Annotated in this window: 23 protein-coding genes and 1 pseudogene; 6 read left to right on the top strand and 18 right to left on the bottom strand. The window is 59.9% G+C overall.

The features are described 5' to 3' along the window. Positions 1-12: 12 nt before the first annotated feature. The 14 genes from fliT to E0F99_RS11405 form a co-directional block, all read right to left on the bottom strand. Complete coding sequence (gene fliT, locus E0F99_RS11470) at positions 13-309, bottom strand: flagellar protein FliT (RefSeq protein ID WP_083357487.1); 297 nt, start codon at positions 307-309, stop codon at positions 13-15. A gap of 24 nt (positions 310-333) precedes the next feature. Then, on the bottom strand, positions 334-738 hold the full coding sequence (gene fliS, locus E0F99_RS11465) for a flagellar export chaperone FliS (protein WP_083357486.1): 405 nt from the start codon (positions 736-738) through the stop codon (positions 334-336). A gap of 137 nt (positions 739-875) precedes the next feature. Beyond that, the gene (gene fliD / locus E0F99_RS11460) at positions 876-2,285 is read right to left on the bottom strand and encodes a flagellar filament capping protein FliD (RefSeq protein ID WP_083357485.1); all 1,410 of its coding nucleotides are present in this window, start codon (positions 2,283-2,285) and stop codon (positions 876-878) included. 81 nt (positions 2,286-2,366) lie between these two features. Continuing rightward, positions 2,367-2,717: a flagellar protein FlaG gene (locus E0F99_RS11455; RefSeq protein WP_083357484.1), complete on the bottom strand. Its 351-nt coding sequence runs from the start codon at positions 2,715-2,717 to the stop codon at positions 2,367-2,369. Positions 2,718-2,791: 74 nt separating this feature from the next. Then, positions 2,792-4,207: a flagellin N-terminal helical domain-containing protein gene (locus E0F99_RS11450; protein WP_083357483.1), complete on the bottom strand. Its 1,416-nt coding sequence runs from the start codon at positions 4,205-4,207 to the stop codon at positions 2,792-2,794. Positions 4,208-4,491: 284 nt separating this feature from the next. Further along, positions 4,492-5,421 (bottom strand): ketoacyl-ACP synthase III, encoded by a 930-nt coding sequence (locus E0F99_RS11445; RefSeq protein WP_083357482.1) that lies wholly within the window; start codon positions 5,419-5,421, stop codon positions 4,492-4,494. A 280-nt stretch (positions 5,422-5,701) separates the two neighbouring features. After that, positions 5,702-7,303 (bottom strand): flagellar hook-associated protein 3, encoded by a 1,602-nt coding sequence (locus tag E0F99_RS11440; protein WP_083357481.1) that lies wholly within the window; start codon positions 7,301-7,303, stop codon positions 5,702-5,704. Positions 7,304-7,317: 14 nt separating this feature from the next. Further along, a complete protein-coding gene (gene flgK / locus E0F99_RS11435) occupies positions 7,318-9,363 on the bottom strand; it encodes a flagellar hook-associated protein FlgK (protein WP_083357480.1) in 2,046 nt (681 codons plus the stop codon). A gap of 10 nt (positions 9,364-9,373) precedes the next feature. Beyond that, positions 9,374-10,642, bottom strand: coding sequence for a flagellar assembly peptidoglycan hydrolase FlgJ (gene flgJ, locus E0F99_RS11430; protein ID WP_083357479.1), 1,269 nt, complete (start codon positions 10,640-10,642; stop codon positions 9,374-9,376). 4 nt (positions 10,643-10,646) lie between these two features. Continuing rightward, complete coding sequence (locus E0F99_RS11425) at positions 10,647-11,735, bottom strand: flagellar basal body P-ring protein FlgI (RefSeq protein ID WP_083360384.1); 1,089 nt, start codon at positions 11,733-11,735, stop codon at positions 10,647-10,649. A 27-nt stretch (positions 11,736-11,762) separates the two neighbouring features. Further along, positions 11,763-12,458 (bottom strand): flagellar basal body L-ring protein FlgH, encoded by a 696-nt coding sequence (flgH, locus tag E0F99_RS11420; RefSeq protein WP_083357478.1) that lies wholly within the window; start codon positions 12,456-12,458, stop codon positions 11,763-11,765. Positions 12,459-12,511: 53 nt separating this feature from the next. Then, entirely contained in the window at positions 12,512-13,297 is a 786-nt protein-coding gene (flgG, locus tag E0F99_RS11415; RefSeq protein WP_005790105.1) for a flagellar basal-body rod protein FlgG, read from the bottom strand. Positions 13,298-13,357: 60 nt separating this feature from the next. After that, on the bottom strand, positions 13,358-14,098 hold the full coding sequence (locus tag E0F99_RS11410; RefSeq protein ID WP_083357477.1) for a flagellar basal body rod protein FlgF: 741 nt from the start codon (positions 14,096-14,098) through the stop codon (positions 13,358-13,360). A gap of 244 nt (positions 14,099-14,342) precedes the next feature. Next, positions 14,343-15,905 (bottom strand): sigma-54-dependent transcriptional regulator, encoded by a 1,563-nt coding sequence (locus E0F99_RS11405; RefSeq protein WP_130908769.1) that lies wholly within the window; start codon positions 15,903-15,905, stop codon positions 14,343-14,345. A gap of 257 nt (positions 15,906-16,162) precedes the next feature. Here E0F99_RS11405 and phhA point away from each other — a divergent pair, with 257 nt between their 5' ends. The 3 genes from phhA to E0F99_RS11390 all read left to right on the top strand — a co-directional run bounded on the left by phhA (position 16,163) and on the right by E0F99_RS11390 (position 18,603). Further along, entirely contained in the window at positions 16,163-16,954 is a 792-nt protein-coding gene (phhA, locus tag E0F99_RS11400; RefSeq protein WP_083357475.1) for a phenylalanine 4-monooxygenase, read from the top strand. Between the two features lie 99 nt (positions 16,955-17,053). Beyond that, positions 17,054-17,410, top strand: a complete 357-nt coding sequence (locus E0F99_RS11395) for a 4a-hydroxytetrahydrobiopterin dehydratase (protein WP_017134918.1) — start codon at positions 17,054-17,056, stop codon at positions 17,408-17,410. Further along, positions 17,410-18,603 carry an amino acid aminotransferase gene (locus E0F99_RS11390; protein WP_083357474.1) on the top strand — a complete coding sequence of 398 codons (1,194 nt, stop codon included), beginning with the start codon at positions 17,410-17,412 and terminating at the stop codon, positions 18,601-18,603. The genes E0F99_RS11395 and E0F99_RS11390 overlap by 1 nt, the downstream gene beginning before the upstream one ends. A gap of 62 nt (positions 18,604-18,665) precedes the next feature. Here E0F99_RS11390 and E0F99_RS11385 read toward each other — a convergent pair whose 3' ends face one another. Beyond that, complete coding sequence (locus E0F99_RS11385) at positions 18,666-19,475, bottom strand: UDP-2,3-diacylglucosamine diphosphatase (protein ID WP_083357473.1); 810 nt, start codon at positions 19,473-19,475, stop codon at positions 18,666-18,668. A gap of 152 nt (positions 19,476-19,627) precedes the next feature. On the opposite strand from E0F99_RS11385, the gene E0F99_RS11380 reads away from it, so the two are divergent. Together E0F99_RS11380 and E0F99_RS11375 are read left to right on the top strand one after the other, a co-directional pair. Further along, positions 19,628-20,377, top strand: a complete 750-nt coding sequence (locus E0F99_RS11380) for a helix-turn-helix transcriptional regulator (protein ID WP_130908768.1) — start codon at positions 19,628-19,630, stop codon at positions 20,375-20,377. Between the two features lie 108 nt (positions 20,378-20,485). Further along, positions 20,486-21,370 carry a DMT family transporter gene (locus tag E0F99_RS11375; protein WP_083357471.1) on the top strand — a complete coding sequence of 295 codons (885 nt, stop codon included), beginning with the start codon at positions 20,486-20,488 and terminating at the stop codon, positions 21,368-21,370. A 3-nt stretch (positions 21,371-21,373) separates the two neighbouring features. Here the strand turns inward: E0F99_RS11375 and E0F99_RS11370 are convergent, their stop codons facing one another. Beyond that, on the bottom strand, positions 21,374-21,661 hold the full coding sequence (locus E0F99_RS11370; protein WP_083357470.1) for an Rdx family protein: 288 nt from the start codon (positions 21,659-21,661) through the stop codon (positions 21,374-21,376). A gap of 84 nt (positions 21,662-21,745) precedes the next feature. Between E0F99_RS11370 and E0F99_RS11365 the strand changes: the two genes are divergently transcribed. Then, positions 21,746-23,935, top strand: a complete 2,190-nt coding sequence (locus E0F99_RS11365) for a patatin-like phospholipase family protein (RefSeq protein ID WP_083357469.1) — start codon at positions 21,746-21,748, stop codon at positions 23,933-23,935. A 66-nt stretch (positions 23,936-24,001) separates the two neighbouring features. Here E0F99_RS11365 and E0F99_RS11360 read toward each other — a convergent pair whose 3' ends face one another. Beyond that, positions 24,002-24,436, bottom strand: a complete 435-nt coding sequence (locus E0F99_RS11360; protein ID WP_083357468.1) for a MarR family transcriptional regulator — start codon at positions 24,434-24,436, stop codon at positions 24,002-24,004. A 121-nt stretch (positions 24,437-24,557) separates the two neighbouring features. Further along, a pseudogene (locus E0F99_RS11355) lies at positions 24,558-25,560 on the bottom strand (RQC domain-containing protein); the annotation flags it as partial.

Below are 25,560 nucleotides of genomic sequence, written 5' to 3'. Positions count from 1 at the left end.
AACTGAGCCCATTCAGCCGAACAGATGGTAAACCTTTGACGCATTTTTAGCTTGGTTGATCTGCGACATCTCTTCGAAAATCGCCTGGCGCTCGCCGGTCGTCACCTCAAGCAACTGCTGATAAACCGCCAGCAGGCTTTCCAGCTTTTCCCGCAGCGCATCTTCATCAACCGGCGCTTCGCTGAGCACGTCGTCGATCACGCTGCGACAGCCCATGTCCAATTCGCCGATGGCGTCCCAGTTACGTTCCGCCAGCGCGCCGATCAAGGCTTCACGGGTTTCATCAATGCGTTGCAGTGCGTGGCTCATGACGTGTCCTCAAGGCCAGTGGCCTTATTGTGCAGCACCTTGTGGCTCAGCGATGGCGTCCCAGCCTTCTTTCACGGTAATCAGCAAACGGGCGACTTCGTCGATCATGTCGGCATCGTTGTGCAGGTTAGCTTCCATCAAACGGTTGGACATGTAGACATACAGGCCTTCCAATTGCTGGACGTAATCCTTGTTGTCGCTTTTTTCCGCATCCAAACCATCACGTAGGCCGATCAGAATATCGGTGGCTTTCCCCAGCATCAGGCCCTTCTGAGCGATGTCGCCACGCGCCAGCGCGCCTTTGGCTTGGGCCATACGGTCAAGGCCACCCTCCATCAGCATCTGCACCAGGCGATGCGGGTTGGCTTCAGAGATCTGGGCATGGGAATTGACCTTCTGGTATTGGCGAAGGGCTCTCATGGGATTCATGTTTCTACCTCGTGACAGGCAACAGCGAGAAGGTTTTCAGTAACCATTATGTCGACTGGGTCGCAAAAAACTTTAACCCGACGGTCTTAGAAAGAACAAAGCCCAGGTCAACGGACCCGGGCTTTTTATGCGATCAATCAGTTGCTGTTGCTTTTCGAATTACTGATCGCATTGAGCGTGCCGAGGATGCTGTTGCTCTGCTGGCGCAGCTGCGCCACCAGGGTATCCATGGCCGTGTACTTGCGGGTCAAGGCGTCCTGCATCGTCGTCAGACGCTCATCCAAGTCGGTCTGCTGCGCGGTCAAGTCTTTCAGGCTGTCGGCCAACGATGTCGTGCGCGTCGCCAGAATCCCGGTGGTGGGCTTGGCGTAGGCGTCGGTCGCGGCCGTCAAGCGCGCCAGCAGACCGGTCTTGCCGCTGAAAATACTGTTGATATCGGCGGCATTGGTCAGCACCGCCTTATCCCACTGCTTACTGTCGATGCTCAGCGCGCCGGTGTTCTGGTCAGTGGTAACGCCGAATTGCGCCAGGGACTTCAAGGTGCCATTACCGGAGAGCGAGTTGAACTCGTTGCGAATCGCCGCCTGCAAGGTGCGCATGGTGGAGTCGCCGGTCAAGGTCGCAGCGATGGAGTTACCGGCAGCATCCTTGGTGACCTTGGTCTCGGCGTTCATGGCCTTGAGCAACGCGTTGTAGGTGTCGACGAAGCCTTTGACCCCGGACTTGAGGGCGGTGGTGCTGGTGGTGACCGAAATGGTCATGGCCGTACGCGGCGGATTATCTGTATTCGGATCATTGGGAGTGACCGTAGGCGAAAGTGACAGCAATTTAATGCTCACCCCACTCACGGCATCCGTAATGTTGTTGGTCTTCGATTCAGCCGGAATATTATCGATGGTGTACTTGGCATTCTGCGGGACGTCGACCACCTTGTAGCCAGTATCAATCCCGGAATTGCCCGACATCGTCAGGTCGGAGCCCACACCACCATTGGTGGATGTCAGAATCAGACGCGAACCGTTGGAGTCGGTGAGGATGTTGGCACTCAAGCCTGCGGTGCCGAATTGCGAGTTGATCGAATCGCGCACTTGCTGCAGCGTCGAGCCCGCCGGAACACTCAGGTCGAAGTTCTTGCCCGACTGAGAGATGGTCAACGTCGTCGCTTTGTTGGTCGCGTTGACAACCGTCGACTGGCCGCCCGCGTAGCTGGTGGTGGACAGCTTGGAGGGCTTCGCCAGCTGGTTGACGATCAGCGCGAAGCTACCGTTCGCAGCCCCCTGGTTAGCCGTCATGGTTGCGACCTTTTCATCCGAAGACGTACCGGTCAAGCCACTGAAGCTGTTATCGGTGCCCATGCTGGTCAGCGCACCACGGAAGGCGTCCAGGGCAGCCTGGATCTTGCCGATCGACGACAGCTGGGTAGTTGCCTTTTGCGATTGGGTGTTGATCTGCGCCTGCTTCGGCGCTCGCTCGGCATCCACCAGGGACTTCACAATCGCCTGGGTATCGAAGCCCGATCCCACGCCCGTAATCGTTGTACCCGCCATCATCTTTCTCCTGTTCCGGTGGCTGCCGTTATCTTGACGAACAACGCTTCAAGTCGTAGCAGCAACAAATTTCATGCCAGCTTAAGCCTTGTCGTCAAACAGCACGTGACTGGCGCTGGACAAGCTTTGCGCCAGCTTCAAGGCAGTTTCCGAGGGAATCTGGCGGATCACTTCACCGGTGTCGGTGGCAATGACCTTAACCACAACCCTATGGGTGGAATCATCAATAGAAAAATCCAGATTGCGCTGGGCCGCTTGTACGAATTCTTTAATATCGGTGACCGCTTTTTCCAGATCGCCCTTTTGGGACGTACCTGCGGTTGGCGCGGCCGGCTCAACCTTGTTCTTGTCTTTGTCAGCAACCACAGGTGCCGCAGCGCCTTGGGGGGCCAGCGGCGAATAAGACAAGTTCAACTTTACATTCATGTCCATGCCCAATCTCCTCTGACTGGAAAAGACGAAAGGGCACGTAAACGCGCCCTTCCGTCAGTCACCAAGTGCTGTAATTACTGAAGCAGCTTCAGTACAGCGGATGGCAGCTGGTTAGCCTGCGACAGGATCGCGGTGGAAGCCGACTGCAGGGTTTGCTGCTTGGTCAGTTCAGCGGCTTCGGAAGCGAAGTCGACGTCCTGGATGGTGGAACGAGCAGCGGTGCTGTTTTTCTGGATGTTGGACAGGTTGTCCACAGTGCTGGTCAGACGGTTCTGAACAGCGCCCAGGCCCGAACGGGAGCTGGAGATGGTAGCGATAGCCTGGTCGATCACGGACACAGCGTTCTGGGCCTTGGTGGCGTCAGTCACGTCAGTTTGCGATACGGCGGTCTTGGTCGAAGCAGCCGAAGTAGCGGCACCGAAGATACCGGTCACGCCAGCGCCTTCCAGGGAGTAGCCCTTGGCGGAGTCCATGTTCACAGCACCGGTAGCGATGATGCCGTCAGCCAGGGCAGTAGCAGTACCGTAAGCGCCCGAACCGTCTTTGGTGGCAACAGTGATGGTGCCGGCAGCGGTCGAAGCGCTGAAGGACAGGTTTTCACCGGTGTCGGATTTAACCGACAGAGTGCCTTTGGTCTCGTCGTAGTTAACGCTGATACCCAGTTTGGCGGAGTTCGACTTCAGCTGGTCAGCCAGGCTGGCAGTGTCTTTTACGCCAACGAACGTGGTGGCTTGGCCGCCAACGGTCATGGTGAACGAAGCTGGAGCGGTAGCAGCACCGGCACCGACTACGAACTCAGCTTCAGTGCTGGCGGTAGCGCTCAGGCCACCGATGGCGCCGTTCAGCTGGGCAGCGATGGTTTTGGCAGAAGCTGCACCGGCTACGGTAACGCTGGCAGTCTGGCCGTTACCGGTCACTGCGATTGCGCCGCCTACAACACCAGCGCCTGGAGTGATGCCGATGCTCTTGATTTGCTGCGAACCGATGTTGTTGGCAGCAACGTTGTCCAGGGACAGGTTGATGGTTTCGTTAGCGTTGGCGCCAACCTGGATCGACTTGGTACCGTACGAACCGTCCAGCAGCTTCTGGCCACCGAAAGTAGTGGTCTGGGCGATACGGGTCAGTTCCGAAGTCAGAGCCTGGTATTCGTCGTTGTTCGACTTACGGTCGTCGGTGCTCAGGGAGCCAGTAGCCGAGGACAGAGCCAGGGTACGCATTTTTTGCAGAATGTCGGTCGAAGCCTGCATTGCGCCTTCAGCGGTCTGCGCGATGGAGATACCATCGTTGGCGTTCTTTACAGCTTGACCCAGGCCGTTGATCTGGCTGGTCATACGGTTGGCGATACCCAGGCCGGCGGCGTCGTCTTTAGCGCTGTTGATACGCAGGCCGGAAGACAGGCGCTGCATCGATTGGGCCAGGGCGCCGCCAGCTTTGTTCAGGTTGCCCTGAGTAGTGATCGAAGCAATGTTGGTGTTTACTGTTAAAGCCATGACGAAATCCTCGTTGGATGGATACTGCGGCTTCCGGCCCTGGCAACCGCCGGGTGTGGCCTGAGAACCTACGTAATAGTTATCGTCGTGGGAGCCGGTTGCTTGAGGCTTTTTTTGAAATTTTTTACTAGCCCTGTGCCACCCCTTGCATTTCAAGGCTTTACGAAAGCTCGAAACCCCGGATTCATTGGCTTTTCTGGCGCCAAATAAAAAACGCCGATGATCGGTCGATCATCGGCGTTTTTTCTGAAACCCTCGTGGAGAGCGTTCAGGCTATTAAAGCGTCACGGGCGATAGAGAATTGCCGAGCCCCAGGACAGGCCCACACCAAAGCCACTGATCGCCACGCGCTTCCAGGTCGCGTTCATCACGTGCTTTTCAAGCAACAGTGGAATACTCGACGACACGGTGTTACCGGTCTCGACCATGTCCTTAATGAACTTGTCCACCGGCGCATCTTCAAACCGCCGTGCCACGGCATCGACGATTGCCGCACTGCCCTGGTGAATGCAGAACGCATCGATGTCGTCAGCCTTGAGGTCCGATTCATTGAGCAGTTCGTGCAAATGCGCCGGCACCTTGAGCAAGGCGAAGTTGAACACCTGGCGGCCGTTCATGAAAAACACCCCATCACTGACCTTCAGGTGCGGTGCGCCGGAACCATCGGTGCCGAACTTGGACTTGCCCAGCAACCATGGCGCGCCTTCGCCCATCCAGGTAGCGGTGGCGGCATCACCGAACAACATGGTGGTGTTGCGATCTTCCGGGTCCACGATCTTCGAATACGGGTCGGCGGTGATCAGCAGGCCGTTTTTCAGGCCGGCGGCTTCCATGAAGCCCTTCATCACGTAAATGCCGTAGACGTAGCCGGAGCAGCCCAAGGAAACATCGAAGGCGGCCACATGAGTCGGCAACCCAAGCTTGTCCTGAACAATGGCGGCGGTGTGCGGCAAACCCTCTTCGTCGCCGTTCTGGGTCACGACGATCAGCGCGTCAATCGACTCGCGCTTCAAATCCGGGTTGTTGGCAAACAAAGCGTTGACCGCCTCGACACACAGGTCAGAGGTCTCCTGCGCCGCTTCCTTACGCGGCAGGAACGCCGAGCCGATCTTGCCAATGATGAACTCTTCATCCTTGGCGAATTTGGCACCCTGGGCGTAGTTATCGATCCCGTCTGCCGGCACGTAACTGGCGATGCTTTTTATGCCAATCATTGTGGCTTCCCAATACTAAATAACTGGAGAACACCCCGCGAACTGCCTCGGGGGGCGCTGACAATAAAGGGGATAACCCCGCAAAAATCTCGCTGAAAGCCCGCGCGCAACGACCTGGCGACGACTTATCCTTTTCACACGATACAGTGAAGATGCGCTTTATGACTCACAGGTCACTCAATTTTGTGTGCTTTGTGCAAAACCTTCAAACAATTAAGTCGCAGAAACGACAACGGCCCAGCCTGTTACCAGGCTGGGCCGTTGCGTAACCGCGATGAGATTACATTCGGCTGAACAGGGTCAACTGGGAGATTTTCACGAAAGCCAGTTGCGACGCCTGCAGCATGGTTTGCTGCAACGTCAGGTTGATCGCCGCCTCGCCCATGTCGATGTTGGCCAGATCGCTCATGGTGCTGGTATTGGCCAGGCCAACACTGGTGTTTTCACTGGCCTGGATATCCAGGGCATTCTGCCGCGCACCGATGGAGCCGCGCACGTTATCGAGCTGGGTACGTGAATTGGCCAGGTTGCTGATCGACGCATCCAGGACATCCTTGAGCTTGATCGTCGCTGCCGGATTGCCGTCGGCAGGTTGCTCCAGCGCCTGACGCAATTGGCTGAGGGTATCCAGCGCATTCTGGGTTTTCTGAGTGCTGGCACCGACCGAAAACTGGTCACCCGCCTGCGGTGGCCCGGCATTTACATCAAACGTCACCCCAGCCGCCGTGACCGTGGTACCGCCCCCGGTATCACCGGTGGCAATCGCCTTGCTGTCGGTCGAGTAAGGTTGGGCGTACACCTCATAAGCCGTAGCGCTGGTGAACTTGATAACCGCCCCGCTGTTTGCCGGGAATGTGCTGGCGTAGTCCGCCTGATTGGACACACTGGCACCGGTCAATTGTGCCGTGGAGGCATTGCTTGGCGTGCGCGAGACGCTGAAGGTATCCGGCTTGGCTTCCAGGCTGAACGAACGATCCTTGACCAGTGCATCAGAGTTGGCGCCGGGCGCGACATCGCCCAGGTTCAACGTGATGTCGAACTTCACACCGCGCAACGCCACGCTGTTATTGCCCTCTTTGGTGGCATCAAACGTGCCGTTGCCGGCAATCTCGGACGTTACGTCATTGCCGTCCTTGTCGGCCACCTTGTATTGCGTGCTGCTGGTAAAGGTCAGCTTGTAGGGCTGGCCATCGGCGAATTTCTTGGTGTAGTCGATACCCGAGGTGACCAACCCGGCCGACAGCGCGACCTTATTATCGTTGACCGTAGGCGGCACCGTCTGCGGCACCGGCGGCAGCCACGTGGCCTGGGTACGCCCCGAATTGGCTGCGCCTTCCAGAATGGTCTTGCCGGTATCACCGGCGCTGACGTTCAGCGTATTGGAAACCTGCAGGCTCAGCGGCGTTTCATCGCCCTGATAGCTGTAGGTGCCGTCGCTGTTACGCGAATACGGCGGGGTCTGGGACTTGGAGCCGGAGAACATATAGTTGCCGGACGAGTCTTTGCTGTTGAGCAGCCCCAGTACCTGATTTTCAATCGCGCCGATCTCGCTGGCGATAGACCGGCGATCAGCGTCGCTGATCGAACCACCGGCACGCAGCGCCAACTGACTGGCGCGCTGCATCGCATCGTCGATCGAACTCAGCACGCTTTCTTCGTTGGTCAGGGAGTTCTTCAGGCTGGTGACGTTACCGCTGAACTGGCCCAGCATGTCTTTCTGCTGTTGCAGCAACAACAGGCGCGCCGCCGCGACCGGATCATCCGCGGCGGTTTGCACACGCACACCGGAGCTGGCCTGTTCCTGGGCCTTCACCACACTGGAGTAGTTGTCCGAGTACTTGGTGGCGCTGGTTTCGTAATATTGAGCAGTAGAAATACGCATCGTCCCAGGCTCCCTTAAAGACTATTGATCAGCGTGCTGAAGGTTTCTTGCGCAGCCTTGATGATCTGCGACGACGCGGTGTAGTACTGCTGGAACTTGATCATGTCGCCCGCCTCTTCATCCAGGTTGACCTGGGACACCGAGTTACGCGCGTCCTGGTTGGCCTTGAGCAGCGCACCGGTGGCAGTGGTGTCGGTAATCGCCGACGCGGCCTTGGCACCCACCGTGGAGACCAGGCGGCTGTTGGCCGCGACCAAGCTCACACCGCCGCCGCTGCCGTCCGACAGACCAACTGTGGCTTTGGTCTGCAAGTCCAGCAGCGCTTGAGCATTGCGGTTGTCCGACTTGCCCGAAGCGTTGAAAGAGAACGTGGTGCTGTCGCCATCGGCCGGCGAGCCGCCCACGGTCGTATCAAACTTGAAGCTCTTGGCCGGCACCAGCAGTGCGCCGTTGGCGTCGCGCATTGGCACGTCGACGGTGATTTTGTTGCTCTGGCCCGGCACGATAGTGCCGTTGCCAATCGGGTTGCCCTGGGAGTCATTGAGCGTGTAAGCCTGGGTGCCATCAGCGGCTGGCTTACCGAACACCATCTTCACTGGCATCGAGTGTTCAATCCCAGTACGCAATTGAGCGGTATCCGCGCCACCGTGAATGTCGATAGGCACGCTCAAGGTCGGCGGCGTAAAGGTGCCAGTGCCTTGGTTGGTCTTGCTGCCCTCGCCCAGCAACGGCCCGGCGAATGCGATTTTATTTGCGTCCTTCAGGTCGGTACCGATGTTGGCCGCACCGTTGGCGGTCGGGCTGACTTTGAAGCTGTCGCCGGCGGCGATCGGTCCCTTGCCGTCTAAGGCCAAGGTGAATCCGTCAATCACTGGCGGCGGCGTGGTGGTCGTGTCGAACGCGCCCATGGCTTTACCGTCGGAACGCATCACGGTGTAATTGTTGCCACTGGTGAAGGTGACTTTATAGTCGTAGGTCGACAGCTTGCTGCTGTCTTGGATGCTCACGTTCAGGTTGCCGGAACCGCTGCTGTTGCCCGCTGCACCCACGCTACGCTGGGCAATCGCCGCCGCGCTGTTGATGTCCTTGAACAACGACGAGCCGAAGTCACCGTTCAAGTCCAGGCCCTGACCCAGTTGACTGTTGACGGTGTCGGCAGTGGCAATCGCGATACGCCCCAGGTCATTGATGGCCGGCATCAACGCGTCACTGCGATAACGCAGCAGACCGCCGATGCTGCCGCCACTGATGACGTTACCCAGATCGATCGACGTACCGCCGCCAGCGTTGAGCTGGATGGTGTACTGGCTCGGGTCGCTGGCGCTCGGCACTGCCGAAATAGTGTTGGACTGATCACCCAGCACCAGCGACTGGCCACTGCCGGTACTGACGCTGAATACGCCATTCTTTTCGCTGGCGGTAACGCCGACCAACTCATTGAGCGAGCGCACGGCTTCGTTACGGGCATCCAGCAGGTTGGCCGGGGCGCTGTTGCTTGAACCCTGGGCCTGAGTGATCTGCTTGTTGAGCAAGGCAATCGAGGAGGTCAGTTTGTTGACCTGATCGCTCATGGTGCTCAACTGGCCGTTGATCGACTCTTTTTGCTGGTTCAATTGGTTGGAGATCGAGTTGAAACGGTTGCTCAGGGTCTGCGCACTGGTCAACAGCACTTGCCGGGCGGACACGTCACTGGGGTTGGCCGCCGAGGTCTGTACAGCGGCGAAGAACGCACTTAACACCGAGGACATGCCGGTGGTCTTGTCCGACAGGGTCTTATCAATCGCACTCGCCTGGCTTGAGTAAGCCTTGGCATCGTTATTGAGCGAGGTGCTGTTCTGGTAGGCCGCATCCAGGAACTCGTTATACACCCGGCGCACATCCGCCAGGGTTGTGCCGCTGCCAATAAATACGCCTCCGTACGGGTTCGAAGCGCTGGCATTCTGAGTCGTCTGCTGGCGCGAGTACCCCTGGGTGTTGGCGTTGGCGATGTTGTTACTCAGGACCGACAACGATCCTTGAGCGGCGTTAAGCCCCGACATCCCGATATTGAGCAAACTCATGATTCAAACCTTATAAATGAGTGGATGCGCCCGCGGCAGCGTAGTTCTGGTAACTGTTCATCGTTTTGGCGATCTGCGAAATCTTGCTGGCGTAGTCCGGGTCGGTTGCATATCCGGCTTTTTGCAACTCGCGTACAAACTGTTCCGGGTTGTCGGCTGATTTCACAACTTCTTTATAGCGATCATTGCTTTGCAGCAATGTCACGAGGTCGTGGAAGCTGTCCTGATAGGAGTTATAGGAGCGGAAGTGTGCCGTCTCCTTGACCATCGCCCCATCACGAAACTCGCTGGTGATCGCGCGCGCCTGGCCGCCTTGCCAACTCTGCCCGGCCTTGATGCCGAACAGGTTGTGGCTGCTGCTGCCGTCTTCGGCGCGCATCACCGATTTACCCCAACCGGTTTCCAGGGCGGCCTGGGCCACCAGGTACTTGGGGTCGACGCCGATACGCGCGGCGGCGGCCTTGGCCATCGGCAGCATGGTGGCGACAAATTCATCCTGCGAGCTGAAGGCTTTCTTCGCCGGCGCCAGCGGTGGCTGGGCGATGGCGCGGCCATACACCTGCATGCGCCCACTGGGCACGGCGAAGCTACGCGCGGCGCTGCTGATCACGTTGTCGGCGGCGGCGCTATTGCGCAACGGCGCGTTTTTGGCATCGATGGCAACCGGTGCGTTGGGCACGATGCCGGCCAACAGACGGTCCGTCAGCTTGCTCGGTAACGCGATACGGCGCTGGTTCATCAGCTCCATATCGTTGGTGTGGGCACTGGCGCCTTCAGGCACCGCCACGCGGTAAGCCCACAGCGGGCGCTGACCATTGGAGCGGCCCAACGGCCCTTCTGCTTTAGTGCCCGCTGCAATTTCAGTCGGCACATCGACTTTCTTCGCGGGCGCTTGCGCCGCCTCCGGGCCCTGCAACGTGGCCGCCTGGGCGTCCACCGGTTTGTTCTTTTGCATCTGGCGCATCAGCACGTCAGCCAGGCCGATACCGCCGCCCTCGCGGGACATCGAGACCGCGAGCTGCTGGTCATACATTTCCTGGTACTGCTTGGCGGCCGGGGTATTCAGCGGGTTGTCCTTGCCCAGCGCTTCGGTGGCCGAGCGCATGGACTTGAGCATCTCGCTCAAAAACAGCGACTCGAACTCCTGCGCCACTTTGCGCATGTTGCCGTCACTGTTCTTGTCGGCGCCGACCTTGAGCTGGTTAAGCCGGTTCAGGTCGGAGTAAGAGCCCGAGTCCGCTGTGCTGCTGATCCCGCTCTTGCGCATATCCATGGCCATGACCTCAGATCACGATCAGGTCGGCTTGCAAGGCGCCGGCCTGTTTCAGAGCTTCAAGGATCGCCATCAAGTCGCCGGGCGCTGCGCCCACCTGGTTCACCGCGCGGACAATCTCGTCCAGGGTGGTGCCGGGGCCGAACTTGAACATCGGCTTGGCTTCTTGCTGGGCATTCACCCGCGAACGCGGCACCACGGCGGTCTGGCCATTGGACAACGGCCCAGGCTGGCTGACGATCGGGTCTTCGGTGATGGTCACGGTCAGGCTGCCGTGGGTCACTGCCGCCGGCGACACCTTGACGTTCTGACCGATCACGATGGTGCCGGTACGCGAATTGATAATGACCTTGGCCACCGCCTGGCCCGGGTCGACCTCAAGGTTTTCGAGCAACGACAGGTAGTCGACACGCTGGCTTGGGTCCAGCGGTGCTGTGACGCGAACCGAACCGCCATCAATGGCCTGGGCCACGCCCGGGCCGAGCAGCTCATTGATCTTGTCGACCACGCGCTTGGCGGTGGTGAAGTCCGAACGGTTGAGGTTCAGGGTCAGGCTGTTGCCCTGGTTGAAGCCGCTGGGCACCGTGCGCTCCACCGAGGCACCACCGGGAATCCGGCCGGCCGATGGCACGTTGACGGTGATCTTCGAACCATCACGGCCCTCAGCATCAAAACCACCCACCACCAGGTTGCCCTGGGCAATGGCGTAGACGTTACCGTCGATACCTTTGAGCGGCGTCATCAGCAAGGTACCGCCGCGCAGGCTTTTCGAGTTGCCAATGGACGAGACGGTGATATCAACCACCTGCCCCGGCTTGGCGAACGCTGGCAGGTCGGCACTGATCGACACGGCGGCAACGTTTTTCAGCTGCACGTTGCCCGAACCCGCCGGCACCTTGATGCCAAACTGAGAGAGCATGTTGTTGAAGGTCTGCAGGGTGAACGGGGTCTGGGTGGTCTGGTCACCCGTACCGTTGAGCCCCACCACCAAGCCGTAGCCGATCAACTGGTTGGAGCGCACGCCGGAAATACTGGCGATGTCTTTCAACCGCTCGGCGTGAGCCCCTGCACTCAAGGCCAGCAATAACGCGGCAGCCATCAGCTGTTTGAGTTTCAAAGTGGTCACCTAGAAAGGGAACAGCGGGCTAAGGAAGAAACGGTCGAACCAGCCCGGCTGACTCGCATCAGCAAACGAACCCGTACCCGAGTAGGTAATGCGTGCATCGGCAATCCGCGTCGAAGACACCGTGTTGTCTGTGGCAATGTCATCGGCACGCACCATCCCGGCAATTCGCACCAACTCGTCACCGGTGTTGAGGGTCATCCACTTTTCGCCACGGATGGCGATGATGCCGTTTGGCAACACATCTGCGACGGTCACGGTGATCGAACCGGTGAGGCTGTTGCCCTGCCCCGCGGCGCTTTTGCCGTTGGTGGCGCGGTTACCGCTGTACCCGGCGTTAAGGCTCAGATCGCCATTGCCCAGCGGGTTATTGGTGTTCGGCACGGCACCAAACAACGAGGTCAGACCAATGCTGTTGGTGCTGGTTTTGCCCACCTGCGAGTTGGCGTTTTTGCTGGCCTGGGTCTTCTCGTTCAGGGTGATGGTGATGATGTCACCCACGCGGAACGCCTTGCGGTCGCTGTACAGGTTCTGTTCGAAACCAGCCTGGTAGATCGAGCCATTGTTGGCTGCCGCCGGCAGCGGCGTGCGTGGCAACACCGGCGCGTAGTACGGGTCATTGGGTTTTGGCGTCGGGGCGACACAGCCCGCGAGCACGGCGATCCCACTCAATGCCAGAACAGAAACATAGCGATTCATGACCCTTACCTCACGGTGTTGCAGGCGCCGTCAACGGCGCCCCATAGACTTGATTACAGATTCTGCGTTACGAACGAAAGCATCTGGTCGGCGGTGGAAATCACCTTGGAGTTCATCTCGTAGGCGCGCTGGGTGGTGATCATGTTGACCATCTCCTCCACGGTGCTCACGTTGGAGGTTTCCAGGGTGCTTTGCAGGGTAGTGCCGAAACCGTTCAGGCCAGGGGTGCCGATTTGCGGCGCGCCGCTGGAGGCGGTTTCCAGGAACAGGTTGTTACCCATGGCCTGCAAGCCGGCCGGGTTGATGAAGTCGGCGGTTTGCAGGTTGCCGATCACTTGCGACGCCGGGTTGCCGGCCACGGTGATCGACACGGTGCCGTCGTTACCGACGGTGAAGGTCTTGGCATCCGCAGGCACGACGACAGCTGGCTCCAGGGCGAAACCGTTGGCTGTGACGATCTGGCCGTTGGAGTCGAGGTGAAACGTACCGTCGCGGGTGTAGGACGTGGTCCCATCCGGCTGCAGGATCTGGAAGAAACCACGGCCGTTGATGGCCATGTCCAACGGCTGGCCGGTTTGCTGAAGGTTACCGGCGCTGAAGTTCTTCTGGGTGCCGACGATCTGCACACCGGTACCCAATTGCAGGCCCGACGGCAGTTCGCTGTCCTGGGTCGACTGGGCGCCCGGCTGCTTCTTGATCTGATAGAGCAAGTCCTGGAACTCGGCACGGTCACGTTTGAAACCCGTGGTCGATACGTTCGCCAAGTTGTTGGAAATGGTGGTCAGGTTGGTGTCCTGGGCGGACAAACCTGTTTTGGCAACCCATAGAGCCGGAAGCATAGTGTTCTCCTTCGTGCGCCTGTTTGTTGGCGCTGTGCTGCAAAATTAGTCTTTGGTCAATCAGCTCATCTGCATGACGCGAGTCATGGCCTGATCGTCTTCTTTGGCGCTGTTCATCATCTTGATGTGCAGCTCGAACTGTTTGGAGAGCGACAGCACCGCGGTCATTTCTTCCACGGCGTTGACGTTGCTCGCCTGCAGGAAGCCCGACGTCAGCGTGACGCTCGCGTCCGCCTGCGCCGGTTTGCCATCCTTGGTGTGGATGGTGCCGTCGAGGCCTTTATTCATGTTCTTGAGGTCTGGCTGGACCATCTTGATGCGGTCCACTTCAGCCATCACCCTTGGGCCTTCGCCCATGGCGCGAATGCTGATGGTGCCGTCGGAGCCCACTTCGATTTTTTGCTGGGGCGGCACGGCAATCGGGCCACCGTTGCCCATCACGGGCATGCCGTTGCCCGCGCGCAACACACCCAGCGCGTCGACATTCATGCTGGCGCTGCGCACGTAGGCTTCGCTGCCATCAGGGGTTTGCACGGCGATCCAGCCGTTGCCGTTGACGGCCACATCGAGGTCACGACCGGTTTCGATCATGGCGCCCGGGGAGAAGTCGGTGGCCGGCCGTTCGGTCATGGCAAATGCCCGCGCCGGAAAGCTGTCACCAAACACCGGCATCGACCGCGCCTGCTCCAGGTCACGCTGGAAGCCGTTGGTGGAAATGTTCGCCAGATTGTTGGCATGGGCCTTCTGCGCCAGTGCATTCTGGCTGGCGCCGGTCATTGCCACATAAAGGTACTTGTCCACGCTCTATCCTCTTTCTGACGGACGCTTGCCGCCCACCGCTGTACTGATGAGGCTTAAGCAATTTGCGAACCAACTTTTTAAATGAGGACAAAGTCCAAGCGCGGCGGGGGTTTGCGGTCAGACAGGGGGATTTCAAATTTAGAAGAGAGTCGAAAAAACGGCGGACTACTGCCGCCTGCGGCAAGCCGTGGTCTGAGGGGCGACAAAGATCAAAGGTGGGAGCGTTTTAACCGTGTGTCTGTGATTATTTATCGGTCTTGAGAATTTCGTAATCACGCAGCTTATTCGCGATGGTGGTATGCGACACACCTAGGCGCTTGCCTAACTGCCGACTGCTCGGGTGCCCGGCATACAGACTCTCCAACACCGCCTTTTCGAACCGACCGACGATCGCTTCCAAGCCACCTTCCAGGGAAAAATCGCCAAGCGGCTGACGCACGCCATAATCCGGCAACCGAATATGCTCAGCCTTGACCGTGCCGCCCTCGCACAACGACACCGCCTGGAACAGCACGTTTTCCAACTGCCGCACATTACCCGGCCCGTGATAGTGGCTGAGCCGCTCCATCGCCGCCGGTGCCAACGTGGGCAGCGGGCAGCCAATCTGCCGACTGGCCTGATCCAGAAAGTGCTCAACCAACGGCCCCAACCCATCCAGGCATTCGCGCAGCGGTGGTATATGCAGCGACAGCACATTGAGCCGGTGATAAAGGTCCTGGCGAAACTCACCACGGGCGCACAGCTCCGACAAATCCACCTGCGTTGCGCAGATCACCCGCACATCCAGATACACCTCTTCGTCGCTGCCGACCCGACGAAAGCACCCGTCCTGCAGAAAGCGCAGCAATTTCACCTGCAAGCGCGCGCTCATTTCCCCGACACCGTCGAGAAACAACGTACCGCCCGCCGTCAGCTCCAGCAGCCCCAATTTGCCTTCCGCCCGCGCGCCCTCAAATGCGCCGGGGCCATAGCCAAACAACTCAGTCTCGGCCATCGACTCGGGTAAACCTGCACAATTGAGCGCCATCAGCGGCGACTGCCCACGCGGGCTGGCCAGGTGACAAGCACGCGCCAACAGCTCCTTGCCAGTGCCGGTTTCGCCTTCTATTAATAAAGGCGCATCCAACGGCGCCATGCGTCGCGCCTCGCGTACCACCGCCGCCATCACCTTGGAACTCTGGAAGATACTGTCGAAGCCGCGCAGTTCCTGCTTGCGCACATTGTAGATGCGCTCCCCCACGCGGTCGGCGCGGTGCAGGGTCAACACGGCGCCGGCCATGGCTTCGCTGTCATCGTGCTCGGAGGATTGCAGCGGCGCGATATCCGCCAGGAATACGTCGCCCTTGACCTTGACCCGCAAGCCGTTGATCCGCGACTTGCTCGCGCGCACCAGCTCCGGCAAATCAAAGTCCTCGGCATAACGTGACAACGGAATGCCCGGCACCTCGTCCACGCGCACCCCGAGCAACTGCGCCGCCGCACGGTTGGCGGCGACGATGGAGCCGCCCATGTCGATGGACAGCACCGGAAACTCCAGGGCTCCAAGCAGCGCATTGAGTTCCATATGCCGCCGCTCACTGGGCATTAGCCCTACCCTTTTAACGCCAAACACCCCGGCAATCGCTTCGAATTGCGGACGCAGCGCTTGAAACTGCATGTTCACCAGGTTCGGGCAAAACAGGTAAATCGCGTTGCCATGCTCGCCGCCGACCTCGCCCTTGGCGACGTTGACGCCGTACTCCACCAACAGGTTGAGAATGTCCCGCAGGATGCCGATGCGGTTCTGGCAGTGCACTTTAATACGCATGAAAAGGCCCAATAAGTGGGGAGGCGCCGCGTCTTTTTGCCGCTGGGCGCAGATAGTCGTCAAGATTATGTGACAGTGCGAGAGCTTTTCACAGCCCAAGACGCCGATGAGGCGCACGAACGTAACGAATACTTTACAAATCTCAGTAAGTTTTCCTACAAATCTAAGCCAACGCCCGATGGAATCCGCCGCCTTCCGGGTTATCAATAGGTTCATCGCAGGACATAACAAGAACGAATGCCTAGCAGGAGAGCCGTATGAAGCAGACGCACTACGTGGCCCGCGAGCCCGATGCGCAAGGTTTTATCCACTACCCGCCGCAAGAACACGCGGTATGGAACACCCTGATCACGCGCCAGTTGAAAGTGATCGAAGGTCGCGCCTGCCAGGAATACCTGGACGGCATCGACAAGCTTGGTCTGCCCCTGGACCGCATTCCACAACTGGGCGAAATCAACCAGGTGTTGGCCGAGACCACCGGCTGGCAAGTCGCCCGTGTACCCGCACTGATCCCCTTCCAGACCTTCTTCGAATTGCTCGCCAGCAAACAGTTTCCGGTGGCGACTTTTATTCGTACCCGCGAAGAATTGGACTACCTGCAAGAGCCGGATATTTTCCACGAGATCTTCGGCCATTGCCCGCTGCTGACCAACCCGTGGTTCGCCGAATTCACCCACACCTATGGCAAGCTCGGCCTGGCCGCGACCAAGGAACAGCGCGTGTACTTGGCGCGCCTGTACTGGATGACCATCGAGTTTGGCTTGGTGGACACGCCGCAAGGTCGACGCATCTACGGTGGCGGCATTCTGTCGTCGCCCAAGGAGAGCGTGTACTGCCTGTCGGACGAGCCCGAGCACCAAACCTTCGACCCGCTGGAAGCAATGCGCACGCCGTATCGCATCGACATCCTGCAGCCGCTGTATTTCGTCTTGCCCGAGCTCAAGCGCCTGTTCGACGTGGCGCAGGAAGACATCATGGGCATGGTCGAGCGCGGTATGCAGCTGGGCCTGCACGCGCCGAAGTTCCCACCCAAACCCAAAGCCGCGTGACACTTACGATTTGAGGCCAGGTGAGTCTGTTCCCTGGCCGCGCGTTGCTTTAGGGTAACGCCCACTGATCTTCAATCATTCGAATTCAGGACACCCCACATGACCACCTTGAACCAAGCCCATTGCGAAGCCTGCCGCGCCGACGCCCCGCAAGTCAGCGACGAAGAGCTACCGGTACTGATCAAGCAGATTCCGGACTGGAACATCGAAGTACGCGACGGCGTGATGCAGCTGGAAAAGGTTTTCCTGTTCAAGAATTTCAAATTCGCCTTGGCCTTTACCAACGCCATGGGTGAAATCTCCGAAGCCGAAGGCCATCACCCAGGCCTGCTCACCGAATGGGGCAAAGTCACCGTGACTTGGTGGAGCCACTCGATCAAAGGCCTGCACCGCAACGACTTCATCATGGCCGCGCGCACCGACGAAGTGGCCAAGGACGCCGAGGGCCGCAAGTAATGCATTTCGACGCGATTGGCCGCGTGCCCGGCGACCCGATCCTCGGGCTGATGGACCTGTACGCCCAGGACAGCAACCCGAACAAGTTCGACCTGGGGGTGGGCGTCTATAAGGACAACCAAGGCCTGACGCCGATTCCGCATTCGGTGAAGCTGGCCGAGCAACGCCTGGTGGACACACAGACCACCAAGACCTACATCGGCGGCCACGGCAATGCGGCCTTCGGTACGCTGATCAGCGAGCTGGTACTCGGCGCCGATTCAGCGTTGATCCGCGACCGCCGTGCCGGCGCCACCCAAACCCCAGGCGGCACCGGCGCCCTGCGCCTGAGCGCCGACTTTATCGCCCACAACCTGCCCGGCCGTGGCGTGTGGCTGAGCAACCCAACCTGGCCGATCCACGAAACCCTCTTCGCCAAGGCAGGGCTCACGGTCAGTCACTACCCCTACGTGGGTGCTGATAACCGCCTGGATGTGGCCGCGATGCTGGCAACACTCGCCAGCGTGCCCAAGGGCGACGTGGTGTTGCTGCATGCGTGCTGCCACAACCCGACCGGTTTTGACCTGTCCCAGGACGACTGGCGCCACGTGCTGCAGATCGTGCGCGAGCGCCAACTGCTGCCGCTGATCGACTTCGCCTACCAAGGCTTTGGCGACGGCCTGGAGCAGGACGCCTGGGCAGTGCGGCTGTTCGCAGCCGAACTGCCGGAAGTACTGATCACCAGCTCCTGCTCAAAAAATTTCGGCCTTTACAGCGATCGTGTCGGTGCGTTGATCGTGTGCGCGGCGGATGCCGAGAAGCTCATCGATGTGCGCAGCCAACTTGCCAATACGGCGCGCAACCTGTGGTCGACGCCGCCGGATCATGGTGCAGCGGTGGTCGCGACTATCCTCGGTGACGCCGAGCTGAAACAACGCTGGAGCGGCGAAGTGGAGGCCATGCGCTCGCGGATTGCGCAGCTGCGCTCGGGGCTGGTGGAGGCGTTGGCGCCACACGGGTTAGCCGAACGCTTTGCACATATCGGTGCGCAGCGCGGGATGTTTTCCTATACCGGCCTGAGTGCCGAGCAGGTCAAGCAACTGCGCGAGAAGCACAGCGTCTACATGGTCAGTTCGGGGCGGGCTAACGTGGCTGGCATTGATGCCACGCGCTTGACGCTGTTGGCCCAAGCCATCGCTGACGTCTGCAACTGAAGAAACCGAATCAAACTGTGGGAGCTGGTTTGCCAGCTCCCACATTTGGAGTGTGTTGGCGGCTAGCCTGCGACCATCTCGGCTTTCAACTGCGCCTCTTTGGCTTGCGCATCTGCCAACCGATACAACTCGATATGCCCATCCCAGTGCTCGATCAATGCCGTGCACGACTCCACCCAATCCCCGCAGTTGAGGTAATCCACCTCGCCCACTTTGCGAATCTCCGCGTGGTGAATATGCCCGCAGACCACACCGTGCAACTGGCGCTTGGTCACTTCGTGGGCGATTGCCTCTTCAAAATCGCTGATAAAACTCACCGCTGTCTTTACCTTGTGCTTCAGGTACGCCGACAACGACCAGTAGCCATAGCCATAGCGTGCACGCCAGTGGTTGAGCCAGCGGTTCAGCGTAAGGGTGAACTCGTAGGCCGAGTCGCCGAGGAACGCCAGCCAGCGGTGGTAACGGGTGATCACATCAAACTGGTCGCCGTGGATCACCAGCAGGTGACGACCATCAGCGGTGACGTGCACGGCTTCGTCAACCAGTTGGATATTGCCCAGGATCAGCTTGGAATAGCGCCGTAGAAATTCGTCGTGATTGCCGGTGACGTAGATCACCTCGGTGCCGCGCTTGGCCATGGTCAGCAGGCGGCGGATCACGTTGGTGTGGGCCTGGGGCCAATACATGCCGCCGCGCATTTTCCAGCCGTCGATAATGTCACCGACCAGATACACCTTATCGGCGTGATAGCCCTTGAGGAACTGCGACAAGTGTTCGGCCTGGCAATCGCGCGTGCCCAAGTGCACGTCGGAAATCCACAAGGTACGAACCCATTGTTTACGGCTGGGCTTGGCGAACTCGGCACGGGTCATGGGCATCCCTCATCGGTGTTTTCGCGAGCTTGCGCCTGGGCGGTTAATAGCCCATGACAACTGTGCGTCAATCCGATGACAGCGCCTGGCGCCGTTGAAGCGTTGTAGACTGGCGCGACGATGCCAGGAGCCTGCTCGCCCAGGAGACCGCGATGAGCCCGACCCTCACGCTGCGCCACTATCTCGAAGAACCCCTCGCCCACAGCCATGATCATGCACAACTGGTGTTCGGTTTGTCCGGGCACCTGGACTTGGAAGTCGATGGCCTTGGCAGCCAGGTACGCGAAAGCAGCGTGATGGTGCTGCCCTTCTCTGCCCACCATGCCTGCGGCAGTCGCGATGGCAGTCGGTGCCTGGTGCTGGATGTGCCCACCGAACACTGGGGACTGCAATCGCTGGGCGAACACGCCGACGCCAGCCGCCGCTTGCTCGACCAACCGGCGCGCCTGACCCTGGATTCCCGGCAAAGCCAACTGGTGCAATGGCTGGCCCAAGGCCCGGTGGATGACCCGCTGATCGTGCAGCAAGGTGCGGTGCTGTTGCTGGCTAGCCTTAATCACCCGCACGCCCGACCGGTGCCGGGCCGGCGCCTGCCGTATGCGGCGTTTAATGCGCACATCGAACGGCACGTTGCGCACCCATTGCAGGTCGCAGACCTTGCGCGCATCGCCGACCTGTCGGTGGCGCGCTTGCATGCGCGCTTTATAACCGAGTGCGGGCATACGCCGATGGACTACATCCGCAGCCGTCGCCTGCAGACGGCCTTGAGCATGCTGCGCGAAACCTCGCTGCCCATCGGTGAAATCGCCGAACGCGTAGGCTACAGCTCACAAAGTGCGTTTGCCGCTGCGATGTTGCGCGAATTTGGCGCATCACCCGGCGCATTGCGGCGCTCATCGTAAGCAGCGTAAGAAGAGCCTCGCGATAAAAATCGCGAGCCGCGCGACAGACGCCTACGCCTGCAACCCTCTAGACTGCGATTCTGTCACCCCGTTGGTTCAAGGATCGCAATGACTCCCCGCTCAGCCCTCGGCGCCCTGCACATCGGCGCATTGATGTTTGGCCTCACCGGCGTATTCGGCAAGCTGGCGGCCGCCTCGCCCGCCATCATCGTATTTGGCCGCGCCGCTTTTGCCGTGGTGGCCCTGGCGGTATTCGCGCGATTCGCCAGCAACACCACTTGGAAAACACTCGAGGTGCGCGACTGGCGCCGGCTGTTGATCAGCGGCGTACTGCTGGCAGCGCATTGGGTGACCTTTTTTATTGCGGTGAAAGTCGCCGGTGTCGCCGTCGCCACCCTGGGGTTTACTGCGTTCCCGGCATTTACCGTGATCCTTGAAGGGCTGATCTTCCGCGAGCGCATTCGCGCCAATGAAGTGCTGCTGGTGGTGCTGGTCAGCATCGGCCTGATACTGGTGACGCCAGACTTCGACCTCGCCAGCGCAGCGACGGGCGGCCTGCTCTGGGGCATTGCCTCAGGCCTACTGTTCTCGCTGTTGTCGCTCAACAATCGCGCCAGTTCCGGGCGGATCCCGGCGGTGCAGGCTGCGCTGTGCCAGAACGTGGTAGTGGCGGCCTGCCTGCTGCCAGTGGCGGCGCCGGGGCTGGCAGAGGTGCGCGCCATCGACTGGTTATGGATCGGCCTCTTGGGGGTGTTCTGCACCGGCCTGGCCCACAGCCTGTTTGTCGCCAGCCTCGCGGTAATCAAGGCGCGCACCGCCTCGGTGGTGTTTGCCATGGAGCCGGTCTACGGCATCACCGTGGCCTGGCTGTTGTTCGCCGAAACCCCAACCTTGCGCATGTTGCTGGGTGGCGCGCTGATCATCGTCGCCATCGTGCTCTCCGGCTTGATGGGTAGCGCCAGCCAGGCCAAAGCGCCTGCGGCGACGGCGTGATGTTCAGGCTTTAAGGTCGTTATGGCCCAAATCCCGCTGTGGGTCGATCTGATCACGCACGCGCTGTTTAAGCACTTTGGCTTGCGGAAAGCCGCCGTCGGCCTTGCGCTCCCAGATCTGCACGCCATCGCAGGTAATCCGAAACGCGCCGCCGGTGGCCGGTTCCAGCGCCACCCGGCCCAAGTCGTCGGCAAACGTACTCAATAACTCCTGGGCCAGCCACGCGGCGCGCAACAGCCATTGGCACTGGGTGCAATAGGTGATGACGATCTCGGGTTTGCTCAGCGACATAATTTGACAGGTTCCTGATATGACGGGCTCGGCGGTTTGAGTGGCTATAATACCGGCCTTTATCGCCCAGCCCCGAGATTCGTGATGCGCCGCCTGCTGTCCTGTCTGTTCCTGTGCCTGCTCCCTCTGCTCGCCGACGCCGTTGAAACACCGCGCCCTAAAATCGGCCTGGTGCTGTCAGGGGGTGCCGCGCGTGGCCTGGCGCATATTGGTGTGCTCAAGGCGCTGGAGGAACAAGGCATTCAGATCGATGCCATTGCCGGCACCAGCATGGGCGCGGTGATTGGCGGGCTGTACGCGTCGGGCTACAAGATCGATGAGCTGGAAAAACTCGCCCTGAATATTGATTGGAAACAGGCGCTGTCCGACGCGCCGCCACGGGAAGATGTACCGTTCCGACGCAAACAGGATGACCGCGACTTCCTGGTCAAACAGAAGCTCAGCTTTCGCGACGATGGCAGCCTCGGCCTGCCGCTCGGCGTGATCCAGGGCCAGAACCTGGCATTGCTGCTGGAAAGCATGTTCGCCCACAGCAGTAACACGCGTAACTTCGACAAGCTGCCGATCCCGTTCCGCGCAGTGGCCACCGATATCACCACCGGCGAAAAAGTAGTGTTCAACAAAGGCCACCTGCCCCAGGTGATCCGCGCCAGCATGTCGATCCCGGCGGTGTTCGCCCCAGTGGAAATAGACGGCCGACTGCTGGTAGACGGCGGCATGACCGACAACATCCCGCTGGATGTGGCCCGCGAGATGGGCGTCGACATTGCCATCGTGGTCGACATCGGCACCCCGCTGCGCACGCGCAAGCAACTGGCCACAGTGGTGGACGTACTCAACCAGTCCATCACCCTGATGACCCGGCGCAACTCTGAAGAACAACTCAAGGCCCTGCACCCAAAGGATGTGCTGATCCAACCGCCCTTGGCCGCCTATGGCGTGACAGACTTCGGTCGCGCCAAAGACATGATCGACGCCGGCTACCGCGCCACCCGTGCCCTCGACGTCCGCCTGGCGCATCTACGCCCCGCCGAGCCGATAGACCCGCAACTGGTCGAAGCGCGCACACCGGGCGAACGCACCCCGGTGATCACCTCGATCAAGGTGGAGAACGATTCGAAAGTCAGCGATGACGTGATCCGCTACTACATCCGCCAAACCCTGGGCGAACCGCTGAACTTGGGCCGCCTGCAAACTGACATGGGCACCCTGTACGGCCTGGACTACTTCGAGCAGGTGCAATACCGCGTGGTGAAAAAGGGCAAGGACAACACCTTGGTGATCAGCGCACGCGGCAAGCGCAGCGGCACCGATTACTTACGCCTGGGCTTGAACCTGTCGGATGACATGCGCGGCGACAGCGCCTTCAACCTTGGCGCCAGTTACCGCATGAACGGCATCAACCGCCTCGGTGCCGAATGGCTGACGCGGGTGCAGATCGGTGATAGACAGGAGCTGTACAGCGAGTTCTACCAGCCGCTGGATGTCGGCTCTCGCTACTTCGTAGCGCCCTATATCAGTGCCCAAGCGCAGAACGTTGACCTGGTTCTGGACAACGACCCTATCGCCGAGTATCGCCTGGAGCGCTACGGTTTTGGCTTGAATGTGGGGCGCCAGATCGGCACCAGCGGCGAGATCCGCTTCGGCGTCGGCGAAGCCTGGGGCAAGGCGGACGTGCGCATTGGCGAGCGTGACCTGCCGAGCGTGAGCTTCAGTGAGGGCTTCTATGAGCTCAAGTACTCCTTCGACTCCCTGGACAACGTGTACTTCCCCCACACCGGCGAAGACATCGGCCTGGCCTTTCGCGAATTCGAACCCGGCCTCGGCTCGGACCAACGCTACCGCCAGTGGGAGTTCAAGCTGGACAAGGCCATGAGCCACGGCCCGGACACGCTGATACTGGGCGGGCGTTACGGACGCACCCTGGATAAATCCGACGTGGTGATTTCCAGCTTCCTGCTGGGCGGTGCGCGGCAACTGTCGGGCTTTCGCGAAGATTCGATTTCGGGGCAGAACATTGCCTTGATGCGCGCGGTGTACTACCGCCGCCTGACGCCGCGCTCGTACCTGCCGCTGGATTTCCCGCTGTACCTGGGCGCCTCGGTGGAACGCGGCCGAGCGTGGAACAACGACAATCAATTCGACAGTGGATATATCAACGCCGCGAGTGTTTTCCTCGGGTTTGATACGCCGCTGGGGCCGCTGAATTTCAGCTATGGGTTCAATGATGATAAGCAGCAGGCGGTGTACCTGAACCTGGGCCAAACCTTCTAAAGCTCGGCATAAAACCCAACGTGGGAGCAAGCCTCTCCCACATTTTGATCTCTGGTGTACTTAGGATCAGGATTTTTCAAGATTCGCCAAGATATGCCCGTGCACACGCATGCACACGCGCAAATCTTCTTCATCCACGCCCACAAATAGCTCATGGCGCAACGCCGTAGCGATGGTTTCGATCTGCTCGATTAAAGGGCGGGCGGTGTCGCAGAGCAAAATGCGCTTGGCGCGGCGGTCTTCCAGCACGGCCTGGCGTTGCACCAGGCCTTGGCCTTCGAGGCTGTCGAGCAAACGCGCCAGCGTCGGCCCTTCTACTCCGACGCTTTGCGCCAGCTCACGCTGGGTGGGCGCTTCTGTGAAACGGGCCAAGTGCAACAGCACCAGCCAACGCGCCTGGGACAAACCCAGCCCCGCCAAACGGCGGTCCAGCTCGGCGCGCCAACCTCGGGACATTTGCGCCAACTGCATGCCAAAGCGGTGTTGATCGGTTAAAGGCATAAAAAACTCGTGGTTTAGACTGAAAATAAAGTGTGGCTAATTATTAGTCAGCTAAGCATGAGCCATGCCAGGAGGCAAGCACCGCTATGTACTGATTCGTTACATTGACGCAATTGGCACACTAAATTTCGAATTCAGACTGCAAAGCGGCCCGCACACAGTACAAAACCCCCTCTGGCACACGCCCGGTAAACAGCGACGCGATCTCCGAAACGGGTGGCAATTCGCCTTCTCCGTCAAGGAACGCGTCCTGGATTTCACCGAGCAAATCTTCCGGCAAATCAAGGGCCTGCTCCAACGACAACTGCTGCTTGCCAATGGACTCGGCCAGCAAGGTGTAGACGTTTTTTTCCGAGCATTGCAGTTGGCCGGCGATCTGGATCGGGGTCATGCCGGCGCGTGCCAGGCTGATCAATTCGTGGCGAATATCGGCGACTTCCTTCGGCGCTTCGGCCTGCCCGCCGAGCACTTCGAGGAAGGCCTGCCCGTAGCGTTCCAGCTTGCGCGCGCCGACACCGCTGACCCGGCCCATTTCGGCCATGGTGGTCGGCTGCTCACGCAGCATCTCCAGCAACGTGGAGTCAGGGAAAATAACGTAAGGCGGCACACTGTGTTCCTGCGCCAGTTTGCGGCGCAGGGTGCGCAAAGCTTCCCACTGCTCGCGTTCTTCGCCGCGCACCAACTGGCTGGCCTGGCTGGTGCTGCTTTTGGCGGTGGTCTGCGGCTTGAGATCGCGACGCAGCTGCAGGCTTACTTCACCCTTGAGCAATGGCCGGCAACTGTCGTTCAGGCGCAGGCCGCCATACCCTTCAAGGTCGATGTCCACCAAGCCGCGCGCGACCATCTGCCGGAACAATGAACGCCACTCGCCCTCGGCGCGGGCCTTGCCGACGCCGTAGACCGAGAGTTTTTCGTGGCCGAAGCTGCGCACCTTTTCGTTGTCCTTACCCAGCAACACATCCACCAAGTGGCCCACGCCGTAACGCTGGCCAGTACGGTAGATGGCCTATAACGCCTGCCGCCCCGGCTCCGTGGTCTCCCAGTTCTGCCCACCGTCGACGCAGTTGTCCGACTGGCCCCGGGCCGCGGGCCGGTCCCAGTCGACAAGACCCAGCAACGTTGGG

The organism is Pseudomonas antarctica, from assembly GCF_900624995.1.
Classification (GTDB): domain Bacteria; phylum Pseudomonadota; class Gammaproteobacteria; order Pseudomonadales; family Pseudomonadaceae; genus Aquipseudomonas; species Aquipseudomonas antarctica.
The sequence above is the reverse complement of the archived record's forward strand: the minus strand, read 5'-3'. Positions and strand labels throughout refer to the sequence as shown.